Origin of the sequence: Clostridium sp. MF28 (assembly GCF_002969175.1) — a bacterium.
GTDB classification, from domain to species: domain Bacteria; phylum Bacillota; class Clostridia; order Clostridiales; family Clostridiaceae; genus Clostridium; species Clostridium beijerinckii.
Window position 1 is genome coordinate 2,429,242 of record NZ_CP014331.1, and the last position, 13,208, is coordinate 2,442,449.

General features: G+C 28.9%; 10 protein-coding genes. 2 read left to right on the forward strand and 8 right to left on the reverse strand.

The window, feature by feature from the left end; translation table 11 throughout:
- Positions 1-13 precede the first annotated feature (13 nt).
- The 6 genes from yjfF to AXY43_RS10700 form a co-directional block, all read right to left on the reverse strand.
- Positions 14-1,021, reverse strand: a complete 1,008-nt coding sequence (yjfF, locus tag AXY43_RS10675) for a galactofuranose ABC transporter, permease protein YjfF (RefSeq protein ID WP_023973856.1) — start codon at positions 1,019-1,021, stop codon at positions 14-16.
- Positions 1,018-2,058: an ABC transporter permease gene (locus AXY43_RS10680; RefSeq protein ID WP_017211108.1), complete on the reverse strand. Its 1,041-nt coding sequence runs from the start codon at positions 2,056-2,058 to the stop codon at positions 1,018-1,020. Before AXY43_RS10680 ends, yjfF begins: the two co-directional genes overlap by 4 nt.
- A 1-nt stretch (position 2,059) precedes the next feature.
- The gene (locus AXY43_RS10685) at positions 2,060-3,577 is read right to left on the reverse strand and encodes a sugar ABC transporter ATP-binding protein (RefSeq protein ID WP_039773694.1); all 1,518 of its coding nucleotides are present in this window, start codon (positions 3,575-3,577) and stop codon (positions 2,060-2,062) included.
- A gap of 103 nt (positions 3,578-3,680) precedes the next feature.
- Positions 3,681-4,688, reverse strand: coding sequence for an ABC transporter substrate-binding protein (locus tag AXY43_RS10690; protein ID WP_023973858.1), 1,008 nt, complete (start codon positions 4,686-4,688; stop codon positions 3,681-3,683).
- Positions 4,689-4,811: 123 nt separating this feature from the next.
- A complete protein-coding gene (locus AXY43_RS10695) occupies positions 4,812-5,759 on the reverse strand; it encodes a substrate-binding domain-containing protein (RefSeq protein WP_023973859.1) in 948 nt (315 codons plus the stop codon).
- Between the two features lies 1 nt (position 5,760).
- The gene (locus tag AXY43_RS10700) at positions 5,761-6,963 is read right to left on the reverse strand and encodes a response regulator transcription factor (RefSeq protein WP_105411530.1); all 1,203 of its coding nucleotides are present in this window, start codon (positions 6,961-6,963) and stop codon (positions 5,761-5,763) included.
- Positions 6,964-7,300: 337 nt separating this feature from the next.
- On the opposite strand from AXY43_RS10700, the gene AXY43_RS10705 reads away from it, so the two are divergent.
- Both AXY43_RS10705 and AXY43_RS10710 read left to right on the forward strand, forming a co-directional pair.
- Positions 7,301-8,356 carry an aldose epimerase family protein gene (locus AXY43_RS10705; protein WP_105411531.1) on the forward strand — a complete coding sequence of 352 codons (1,056 nt, stop codon included), beginning with the start codon at positions 7,301-7,303 and terminating at the stop codon, positions 8,354-8,356.
- 620 nt (positions 8,357-8,976) lie between these two features.
- Positions 8,977-10,680, forward strand: coding sequence for a methyl-accepting chemotaxis protein (locus AXY43_RS10710; protein WP_105411532.1), 1,704 nt, complete (start codon positions 8,977-8,979; stop codon positions 10,678-10,680).
- Positions 10,681-10,842: 162 nt separating this feature from the next.
- Here the strand turns inward: AXY43_RS10710 and AXY43_RS10715 are convergent, their stop codons facing one another.
- Both AXY43_RS10715 and AXY43_RS10720 read right to left on the reverse strand, forming a co-directional pair.
- On the reverse strand, positions 10,843-11,709 hold the full coding sequence (locus tag AXY43_RS10715) for a Cof-type HAD-IIB family hydrolase (protein WP_105411533.1): 867 nt from the start codon (positions 11,707-11,709) through the stop codon (positions 10,843-10,845).
- A gap of 465 nt (positions 11,710-12,174) precedes the next feature.
- Positions 12,175-12,882 (reverse strand): GntR family transcriptional regulator, encoded by a 708-nt coding sequence (locus AXY43_RS10720; RefSeq protein WP_017211116.1) that lies wholly within the window; start codon positions 12,880-12,882, stop codon positions 12,175-12,177.
- Between the last annotated feature and the right edge of the window lie 326 nt (positions 12,883-13,208).

The following is a 13,208-nucleotide window of genomic DNA, read 5'->3' on the forward strand; positions in this document are numbered from 1 at the left end:
TTATTTAGTTTGATTAAGAAGATGAAGCATTTTTTCGCCTTTCATCTCTAATTACAATAATTCTCTGCAATACAATAAATATGAACAATAACATTCCAACCGCTATTTTAGTCCACCATGAATTTAGTGTTCCATCAAACATTATAAGACTTTGAATAATTCCTGTAGTTAATACACCAAATAATGGTCCAATTATATTTCCATATCCACCTGTTAATAATATACCTCCAATTACGCACGCTGCTATGGCATCCATTTCCATTCCATTACAATGAAGACCATAACCTGAAAGAGTATATATTGTAAACAATAAACCACCTAAAGATGAACAGAAACCCGAAAATGTATATACAAGTATTTTGGTTCTTTCCACTGGTAATCCCATTAATTTAGCTGAATTTTCATTTCCACCAATTGCATACACGGTTCTTCCGAACCTTGTAAACTTCATCATATAAAATGCAGCAGCGACAACTATCAGGCTAACGATAACATTAATTGATATAAAGGCATCTGGTAATATTGATATTCTATATGATGAGATTTCTGTAAAAACTGGATTATCAATTATAATTGTATCAATGCTTATAATATAACTAGCTCCTCTTGCAAAGAACATTCCTGCAAGTGTAACTATCCAAGGATGTAGTTTAAACTTTTGAATCAAGATGCCCTGAACTGTTCCAAAAATAATTCCAACAATAAGAACTATTAGCATTACTAAAAAAGGATTTACTCCTTTTTGCAATAAACTTGCTGTAATCATACTTACAAAAGCTATCATTGATCCAACTGAAAGATCTATTCCACCAGTTAATATTGCAACTGCTTCCCCAATTGCCACCACTATTAAATATGCATTATCAATGAACAAGTTAGTAAATACTTGTGCTGATAAAAAACTTTTATATAATACTGATCCTATTAGAAATAATCCTATAAATAATGCGATTGTAGCATAAATTGCAATATAATCTTTGTTTATCTTAAATGCGTTCTTCTTTCCTATTAGCTTATTCATGCTTTAATCACCTCTTTTTCTTTTAGATTGATTTTTGTATTTTTCTTTATCTTAAGAATTTTTCTAAATTCAGGAGATTGAATTATACATACAACTATAACTACTATCGCTTTAACAACTAATGTAATTTCAGGTGCAACGCCTAAGCTATAAATTGTTGTAGTTAATGTTTGTATGAACAATGCCCCTACAACTGTCCCTGAAAGATAAAACCGTCCTCCTGCCATAGACGTCCCACCTATAACTGTTGCAAGGATTGCATCCAATTCTAACCACAAACCAACATTATTAGCATCAGCACTTTTTATATTAGCGCATAAAATTATTCCTGCTATTCCTGCTAACATTCCACATATAACATAAAGTGAAAATACAACTTTCCTAGATTGAATTCCTGCGAATTTACATGAATTATTGTTAACTCCTATAGACTCAATAAATAATCCTAGAGCAGTTCTCCTTATTAAAAAATACATAATTAATGCTACCGCAATAGCTATAAATATTGCTATAGGAAGCAATATGTAGCCTGTCCCTATAAATATGAAATCCTTATTAGTAAAAGTTAATATTTGTCCTCCTGTTATAAGTTGAGCAACTCCTCTACCAACAATATATAAAATTAATGTTCCAACCATTGGTTGTACTCCTATATACGAAACTAAAAAACCATTCCATATTCCACATACAAGTCCACTAATTATTCCTATTGCTACTGCTAATGGAACTGAACCTCCATCAACTATTACAGTTGCAGAAAGAGCTGCACTTATTGCAATTATTGACCCTACTGAAATATCAATTCCTTGAGTTGCAATTACTAGAGTCATTCCTAAAGATATCAATATTAATGGAGCTGCACGGTTTAGTATATCTATAGTATTTCCAAATAAATGCCCGTCTTTCATACTTATGCTTAAGAAACTTGGTGTCATTATAAAATTAAACAAAAGTAATATTATTAAGCTCGTTAATGGCCAAAATATTTTAGCATTATAAATTTTAAGGAAAAAAGTTTGTTTCTTATTATTTTCCATATTATCTAGCACCTCCTGCTATAGTTTTCATGATATTAGATTCCTCTATTTCATTTCCAACTAGTTCTCCGATAATATTTCTATCTCTAAGAACAATTACTCTGTCACAACATTTAACTACTTCTGGTAGCTCTGACGAAATAAACAAAATTGTCATTCCTTGCTTAGCTAATGCTAATATTAATTCTGTTATTTCACCTTTTGCTCCTATATCAATTCCCCTTGTTGGTTCATCTAAAATTAATAATTGCGGTTCTGTTGCGAGCCATCTTGCTAATATTACCTTTTGTTGGTTACCACCACTTAAATTACTTATTTTTTGCTCCATACTTGGAGTTTTGATTCTAAGTAAATCTATATATTTTTGTGAAATTTCTTGTTGTTTTTTCATCGGCAAATATTTAAATATTCCTCTATTAGCTTGCAATGCTAATATTATATTTTCTCTTATTGTTAGATCGCCAACTATTCCTTCAACTTTTCTGTCCTCTGGGCAAAAACCCAAACCTTCCTCTATTGCTTTTTGAGGATAAATATACGAATAGTTTTTTCCATTTATAGTTATATTTCCACTAGTAGATCTATCTATCCCAAATATTGTTCGCGCACATTCGCTTCTACCAGACCCAAGAAGCCCTGCGAATCCAAGAATTTCCCCCTTCTTGATTTCTATATTAAATGGATTTATAGTTCCAGACCTTCCAAAATTATTTGTTGATATTAAATTCTCTCTCTGTTCATCATTAACTACTTTCTTTGTTCTTGTACTTTTTTCTATCTCGCTATAGTCTTTACCAATCATTTTAGAAACTAATTCTATCCTAGAAAGTTTGTCTGCATCATATGTCCCGACCAACTCACCATTTCTAAGCACTGTAAGTTTATCTGAAACCTCATATACTTGATCTAAAAAGTGAGTAACAAATATTATTGACATACCTTCTTCTTTAAATTTTTTCATAATTTTAAATAATTGCTTTACTTCCTTATCATCTAAACTTGATGTTGGTTCATCTAAGATTAATATACCTTGAGATATATCTACAGCACGTGCAATTGCTACCATTTGTTGTACTGCAACCGAATAATTATTTAAGGCCTTCTTTACATCTACCTTTAAATTAAGCCTTTCTTCTAATAGTTTCTCTGCACTTCTATTCATTTTCTTCCAATCTATACTTCCATTTTTCTTAGGTTCACGTCCAATATATACATTTTCTGCAACTGATAGATTTGGACATAGATTTACTTCTTGATAAACAGTACTAATTCCATGACTCTGAGCTTCCTGAGTAGATGATATTTTTATTTCTTTTCCCCTCAATATAATTGTTCCTTCATCTATCTTATAAACACCTGTAAGAACCTTTATCAATGTCGATTTTCCAGCACCATTTTCTCCCATTAGCGTATGGATTTCACCTTTTCTTAGTGTAAAATCAACATTTGAAAGTGCTCTAACACCCGGAAAGAACTTGCTAATATTTTTCATCTCTAAAACTATATTAGAATCACTCACTTATATCACTCCTCTTGTTTTAACACAATTACAAACATGTACGTACTACATCTTTTTTAACATAAGAGCATGGATTGAATTCCAGCTCTTATGCATACTATCATTAATATTTTCTGTTTGGTAATTCTGCTCCAGCATCTTTTTGTAAGAATTGACTTTCTTTTGAGTTTATAGTTCTTTCAACTTCTTTACCATCTAATATGTTTTTAGCAACTTCAAGTAATTGAGGTCCAAGTAACGGATTACATTCAACAGTTGCATTAGCTTTACCATCAACCATTGCTTGGAATATATCTTTAATACCATCAACTGAAACTATAAATATATCTTTTCCTGGTTTCTTTCCATATTCCTCTATAGCTTGAATAGCTCCCATTGCCATATCATCATTATGAGACCATAGTACATTTATTTTATCACCATCTGATTTTAGAAATGCTTCCATAACTTCTTTACCTTTTGCACGAGTAAAATCTCCAGTTTGTGATTTTATTATCTTATAATTAGGACAATCTTTTATTGCATCATTAAACCCTTGTTGTCTTCCAACCATTGCAGTAGACCCCACTGTTCCTTGAAGCTCTGCTATATTAAGTGTTGCGTCTTTACCGAATTGATCTATTAGTATTTGTGCAGCCTTTTTCCCCTCTGCAACCATGTCTGAACCTAAGAAACATTTATAAAGTGAATCATCTGAAACTGTAACTTTTCTATCAACAATTACTACTGGAATTTTTGCATCCTTAGCCTCTTTAAGTACTGTATCCCAGCCAGTTTCAACAACTGGATCTAAAGCAATTAAATCTACCTTTTGTGCAATAAATGATCTTATGGCTTTTATTTGATTTTCTTGTTTTTGTTGTCCATCAGAAAATTTCAAGTCAAAGTTAGGATCTAATGTTGGAATTGATTTTATAGAGTCAGTTTCTGCTGTTCTCCAACCACTTTCCGCACCAACCTGTGCAAATCCAATTATTTTTTTACTAGATGAATTCGCCGCTGATGTCTTTGCTGAATCGCCTCCACCAGCTCCAGATCCACCGCAGCCTGAAAGCATGCCAATACACAATACAGCACTCGCCATTAATGCCATCATCTTTTTTAACTTCATAATTAATTCCCCCTATATTCATGATTTCGTTTTCATGAATTAATTATATATTTATACTTATAAATTGTATTTGCATTAATCAGCACTTTTGTATACTTTTACGGAATATGGAAATCCATATATTTAATTACTTAAAATATCTTTAGTTATTTTATTGCACTTTAGTAATACTTTTTTAGGAATATCATCTTTCTTGTTCAATATTTTTATTGCATAATCTACTGCTTCTTTTCCTCCAGTCTTGCATGTAAATGTTCCTTGCAATATGCCATTTCTAACAAGGTCTATACCTCCCTGAGGTCCTTCTAAGCCATCAACACCAATTATTTTAATATTTTTTGAATTAGTACTTACGGTAGCGTAATATGCCCCAAGTGCCATATAATCACTATGAGCAAAAATTATATTAACATCCTTATCATCTTTCAATATTTCCTCTAATTTATCTTCTGTTTCATTCTTCTGCCAATTCCCTACAATTGTTCTATCTATAGCAATATTTTTATAATTACTAATCGCTTCTTTAAATCCATTAGTTATTTCTTTATCTGTACTTGAATCTAATATTCCTTGAACCTCTATAACATTAGCCTTGTTATTACCAGCTAAATTAGCAATTAATTCTCCTGCCTGCACTCCTATAGACTTTGTATCAGCCCCTATATATAAGGTATAATCATATCCCTCAACAGCTCTATCCAATAATATAACAGGTAAAGATTCATACGCTTTTCTTACAGTTGGTGCTAGTTCTTTGGAATTATTAATTGAAACAATTAGTAAATCTGCACCAAAGTTCATCAAATCTTCTATATCCTTTTTCTGTTTTTCAACATCTCCACCTGCATCCTTAAAAATTATTTTTATATTGCTATGTTTCTTAGCTTCTTCCTGTATTTCTTTATTCATACTTATTCTCCATGGTTCATACAGGTTTGCCTGAGACATACCGATTATAAATGTATCCTTTTTTTGAGAGTTTGTCCTATATAAATGAATTACAAAAATTATTAGTCCACATATACAAGCTATAATTATAGATAAATAAATAATCTTTCTTTTATTATTCACTCTATTTTCCCCTCTTATATTCCGTTGGTGAAACTCCAACTACTTTTTTAAAAGCTCTACAAAAATAATGTTGATTACTATAACCGACTAGTTCTGCCACATCATAAATTTTAACAGCTGGATCCTCCATCATATACATTGCTTTTTCTATTCTTGTTTTAGTAAGGTAATCAATAAAGGATAATCCAGTTTCTTTTTTTAATAATTTACTTAAATATGAGGATGTTACTTCTAATTTACTTGATATATAATTTATATTTAACTCATTTGAATAATAGTTATCTTCTATATACTTGATTGCTAGTAAAACCATAGAACTGCACTTCTTTTTTTCATTAACCCTATTCATTATTTTCATATATTCATCTTTTATCTTAAATACATCATTAAAAACACTTGCCTGCTCAATTAATACATTACACTTTAAATATTTATATATCTCCTTCTGTATTTTTTTTGCAATAGAAATCCACCACCCCATATCATTTATCTTGCTTACTAATATTATATTTTTCTTATCATCATTAAAAATATACTTTAACTCTAAATCTTTAAATCCATCATTTAAAATATTAGCTATTGCAAACTCTAATAATTCAACACTCCAATTCCTGACACTTACTTCAACATTAAGTTTTTCAACAATCTTTATAACCATAATTCCAATATTTCTTCCAAACTCGATATCAAAAAAACTCATCTCCTTTAAAACTTGTTCATCACTTAATTTATTGTTAAACCATTCACTAAAAAAAGTTTTTTGTAATACTTCCTTATTTTCAGCTAATTGTCTTTTTACCCATTCTAAGTAATTGTTTTCTTTTCCCCTTTCAATAAGTTTATTGGTTACTTTAATTATTATCTCCTCTATGTTCTTTTTACTCACAGGTTTTAGAATGTAATCGAAAACATTAAACTGCAATGCTTTTTGAGCGTATGAAAAATCATCATATCCACTTATTATAATAACAATCCCATTATTGCCAATCTCTTTTAGCTTTTGCAATAGGTCTAAACCGTTTAAGAATGGCATATTTATATCCAATAATATAATATCGGGTCTGTTTTCTTTAATAATTTCTAATGCAATTTCCCCATCTTCCGCTTGCCCTACTATCTCAATACCGAACTCACTCCAATTTAAAATATTCTCAATACCCCTTCTAATTTTAGGCTCGTCATCAGCGATAACTAGTTTCCACATAATTCCTCCATTTATAATATATATTACAATAATAAATTTATATTTAATATTCTAGAGCTAAGGCCGAATTAATATTAAAATATAGGAAATTAATTGCAAGATATATTTTTTATTTTGTTACTATATTAATTTTTATTGTTTTAATACTCCATTAATGTAATTATTAAGCATATATTTATATTATTTTAATATATTTCCAAAATAATTTCTAGAAATAATTGTATGTACAATTTTAATGTAATATAATATACTTGTACATACATGAAACCGATATCTTTAATTATGTAAATGTATACTAAAAAATATGTAGTAATTTATTAAATACGGAGGTGTTATCATGGCAATAGAAAAAAATGTTTTCGGAACAATGCCTGATGGAAAAGATGTTTATATTTATACTTTAACAAACTCTAACAAAATGAAAGTTGAGATTTCTACTTACGGTGGTACAATAGTTTCATCTTTAGTTCCGAATAAGGATGGTAAATTAATTGATGTAACGTTAGGATATGATAATTTAGATGATTATTTAAAAGGAGATAAATTTTTCGGTGCCTTAATAGGACGTTTTGGAAATAGAATTCAATATGGAAAGTTCATCCTTAATGATCAAGAATATACTTTAGCTCAGAATGATGGAGAAAATCATTTACACGGCGGCTTAAAAGGCTTTGATAAAGTAGTATGGGATTCAAAAATAGTTGAAGATTCTCCTAATACATTAGAGCTTTCTTATTTTAGCCCAGATGGTGAAGAGGGATATCCTGGTAACCTTAATGTTAAAGTTACTTATGTCCTTACTGAAGATAATGCTCTAGAGATAAATTATAGTGCAACTTCTGATAAAGATACAGTCGTAAATCTTACAAATCATGCTTATTTTAATTTATCTGGTCATTCATCTGGTGACGTTCTTAATCAAAAATTGATGATAAATGCAGATAAGTTTACAGTAAACGATAAATATTCAATTCCTACAGGCGAAATAAAAGAGGTAGCCGGAACTCCTATGGACTTTAGATCATTAACTCCTATCGGCAACAATATAAATAGCGATTATGAACAAATTGATTTTGGAAAAGGATACGATCATAACTGGGTACTAAATACCGATGGATGTGATAGCTCAAAGGCTGCTCAAGCTGTTGATGAAAATTCTGGAATAGTATTGGATGTTTATACAACCACTCCTGGAATTCAATTTTACAGCGGGAACTTTCTTGATGGTTCAGATGTAGGTAAAAATAAATCTGTTTATAATCGTAGAAATGGATTTTGTTTAGAAACTCAATATTTTCCTAACTCTATAAACTGTAGTAAATTTAAATCTCCAATACTTAGAGCTGGAGAAGTATATAAAGATAAAACCATTTATAAATTCTCTACATTATAAATTCTGATATTATAATGCACTAATATAAAAAGGTACTTAACCAATAAACATCCATAGTGGGTAATTATGTTTTATGATTTAATTATTAAATAAAAATTCGCCTAAAATATAACCACTATGGATTATACAAATATTATAAAGAGCACTAAAAAAATAAACACTTTATTTTCCATGATTGTATGCTAATCCAACTTTGTCTTAAAGATTGCTTTCTGACCTAAGTCGCCTAATAGATACTATTCTAAATGAAATACGTTACCATACAATCATTGAAATAAATCAAGGAAAATCCCTATCTACAATGGCGACGCTATCTATTTATAAAGTTGATATTATTAAAAAACATGCTCAGTCCCAAAATTAAAATTTCTTATTAAAGTATATTAACCTCAAAAGATATTCATCACGCTGAGTATACTCAATACGATAAGGTTGCTTGAATTTATGCATTACTAAATTTATTTTAAAATACAACTTTTAGAATGTTTTTTGTAATCTATGCAAATACATTTCAATATTTATACATATTTTAAAATTAATGCTTATTAACTTTATGCTTAGACTTATCAAATACCTTGCGCTTATATTTTTAATGTCATTTTTATTAAAGGAGAATTTATATGTATAATAAATTAAAAAAAGTTATTAGTAACTATCCTATTAATACAAAATTCAAAATAACTTTTTCAACAATTTTAGGACTTACTTCTTTCCTTATGGTAGCTGTGATATGCATAATATTGTTTATTTCATCGCAAACAAATTCGCTATATAATGGACCATATAAAGTTTCTGAGACTATTTCTAATATTAGAGTAAACTTACAAACAATAAAAATGGACATGTTCAGATCAATCACAGAAACAGATCCAGGAATAAAGAACTTTTATCTAGAGCAAGCTGATACAGAATCTATAGCTCTTTCGAAAAATATAGAAATTTTAAAAGAAATACATAAGGGAGATCCATCTTTATTAAATGAATTTTTATCAAATGTAAAGGGTTTAGATGATAAGAGAGAAAAATTAAGTGACTTATTAAAATCAAAAACCAATCAGTCTGTAATGAAAGTCAGCCAAGATGCTTACTCTTCACAAATTAAAGAGTCTGAAGAATGTATACTTAAGCTTTTTAAGTCATCCCAAGAAGATGCTAATTCCTTTGTTACTAATTCAAATACTTATAGAAATATATCACTAATTTCTATTACGTTTATTATGATAATATTAATTGTGATATCATTATTGTTAATTAGGGTATTGAATGATGTATTACTTGAAGGGATTAATCATATTAAGGATATTGCAAAAAACCTAGCTCATGGAAATCTTAAGATAAATACTGAATATAATGCAAAAGACGAAATGGGCGAAATGTCCCGCGATTTAACTAATTCTATCGGAATGTTACTTTCTTATATTAATGATATAACAAGCACTTTGGAAAGATTAGCAGATGGAGATTTAGATATACATTTAGATACTTCAATAGCATATATAGGCGATTTTAATCCTATACAAAAATCAATAAAAAATATTATCGATTCTTTAAATATTATATTTCAGAATATGGATCAATCAATCTCATCAATTTCTAATGGTTCTGAGCAATTATCTTCAACCACCCAAATACTATCTGAAGGCTCTATTAACCAGGCTGGTGCTGTTGAAGAGCTCTTTACTAGTTTTAAGAACATACTGCAAAAGGTTAATAATACTACTAACAATGCAGATAAAGCTAAAAGTTTTTCCATTAATGTAAAACATATTGTACAAGAAGGAAACGAAAAGATGCAAATATTGATGGAATCTATGAGAGAAATAACTATCTGCTCAAAACAAATTGCTGAAATTATAAAAGCAATAGAAGAAATTGCTTCTCAAACTAATCTTTTAGCATTAAACGCTGCTATTGAAGCAGCTAGAGCCGGTGAAGCTGGAAAAGGTTTTGCTGTAGTTGCAGACGAAGTTAGAAATCTTGCTGAACAATCTGCCGAAGCCGTAAACAATACTTCTAAGATTATAAAAAATTCATTGCATGTAGTAGCTAATGGAGAAAAGCTGGCTACAGAGACTGCTGCTGCATTAGATATAATAGTTAAAAATGTCGATGATACTACTAATTTAGTGAAAGAAATAGCTGTAGCCTCTGAAGACCAAACTGAAGCTATAACCGAAATGACCAGTAAGGTTGATCAAATTTCTCAAGTAGTTCAAACTAATTCTGCAACAGCAGAAGAACTAGCAGCATCTACAGAAGAATTAGCTTCTCAATCTCAGATAATAAAAACTGAAATATCAAAATATACATTAAAAAACAAATAATGAATTTTGGCCTTTTAGATATCAATACTTATTTCAAGCCAAAGAATTAGAATGTAAAAATTCTTTGGCTTCAATATAAAAAGATCATATCTGTGCCATTGGCATAACGCCATGATAAAACTGCTTTACTTAGACGTTAAAGCGCAATCATATAATTTCTTTTTATTTCTGTTCTTCTAAAACTCTATATATTGCTTTTGCTACTCCTAAATTGTCATTTGTATCAGTTATATATTTTGCTATTTCTTTTATTTCAGGAATAGCATTTCCCATAGCAACTGATTCTTTGAATTCTGTAAACATAGAATAATCGTTAAAACTATCTCCTAGCACCAAAACTTCATCTCTTTCAAATCCCATTTTTTCAGCTACTTTTGCAAGTATAATGCCCTTTTGAGCAGTTATATCCGTAATCTCTATATTATCCCTGAATGAAGATGAAACAGCAATTCCTTTCAATTCTCCAATAACTTTTTTCATTTTATTTATAAGCTCTATATCTTTATGGAAAGCTACAAACTTTCTAATTTCTATACCACTGCTTAAAAATTTATCCAAATCAGAAATATAATTAAGTTGAACAAAATATGGTTGAACTTTGGCAAGTTTCAAAGCTTCTTCTGGAGTAAGCTCTGGATTAAAGGATAACGTTCTATATGCCATTTCCTTTAAAGCTTCCTCTTTAGTGTCTGTAGTATATATTCCTTTATTAGTAAATATTCTTGCAGATACTTTTTCTCTTTGAAGTATATTTATAATTTTAGTTGCAGTTTCTAGCTCTATATTTATCTCTTCTAGAATATTTCCATCCTCATCTCTATACTCTGCCCCATTCATAAGTACACATTGACATCTTATATTATTTTCCATCAAAAGAGGTTTAACAGTATCATATTCCCTTCCTGTTGAAATTGCAAATATAATTCCTGCCTTCTCAGCGCGCTTAATAGCAGATACGGTCTCTTTATCTATTTTATGTTTTGTATTCAACAGTGTCCCATCCATATCTGATGCAATAAGTTTTATCATTTGGGATCATCTCCTCGCTATTTTATTAAATTTCTCATACCTTAATATTATAACAAAGTTTATTCAATTGTGAAAATAAGCGACATGATTTCACTTTTATCAATATATAGTTAAAAATAGGTTTTATTGATTCCTAACTTTTATTTGACATCTTTTCTATTCATCAAACTTATAACACAAAAAAGCCTACCCTTTATATAATATAAAGGGCAAGCTTTTTTATTCACCCAAGATAATTGAAATTATTAACTATATAAATCACTAATTCATACAACTAAATATGATTTCTATATTAATTTAAGCTTATTTAAATACTTGATTTATTATAATTTTAAATATATATTTTATATAATAAATCTACTTTTCCCCCCCATCAAACCAATTATTCAATTAAGATAATAATTATAGACACTTATTTGTAATATCTATATAAATTTACTAGTAAAACATATAACATTAAATTATTTAGTTAATACTAGTCAAGCTTATCAATTTCATATTTTTATAGTTAAATTTCTCTACAGAAATATCAAATACTATTCCACTACTTAAAAATATAGTATTATTTAAAACTAAAGCTGGATCATCTTTTTCCAAGTTCAAAAAACTTGCTTCTTCTTCAGTTAATTTTTCAGAAGTTATTATTCTATCCGCAAATCCTATTTTTAATTTTAAATCATTTGTAATGTAATCAAATATAGACTTACTACATATTTCTTCATTCAAATAAGGAATAATATCTTTATTATAGTAAGATTCCTCTATTTCAATTGGATCTCCATTTAAATATCTTACTCTTTTAATATAATATATCTTTGTGCCAATATCACATTTCATTCTATTTGATAATTTTTCATCTGCATTAATTAACGAAAATTCAGCAACCTTACTTTCAAACTTTTCATTAGAATACTGTTTTGATAAACCATTTATATCTCTTATTTGGGCGCAACCATTTTTTGCAAACTCCCTTAAAAATATCCCACTACCTTGCACTCTATAAACATAACCTTTAGTCACTAATATTTCTATAGCTTTTCTTATAGTATTTTTGCTAACATTAAATTTTTTTATCAGTTCCTCTTCTGTAGGAAGTTTTTTACTCAAACTATATCTATCTTCCAACATTTCTTTTTCTAAAATATTAACAACCATTTCATACTTTGTTTGCATCTCTGTAATTCCTCGCTTTATTTTAAATAAGTATTTTTACTAATATCTTCTTCTAATTCGTAACACGTTAATCCTAATCTATAAAGTTTCTAAAAACAATAAAAACTGTTATATCAAATATTAAACCCAATATTTCCTCTTTCATTTTCACTCGAAATATTGGGTTTAATACTTGATAATTCCCTTTAATGAATATCATTATCACATAAATTCACTTTTCTCTTCTTAATAATTTATTTAATATCTTTACTAATATATTACATCTTTTACTTCTTAGTATTTAAACTTTATATCTATTGATTCCTCCAACTAGCGGAATAATTTAA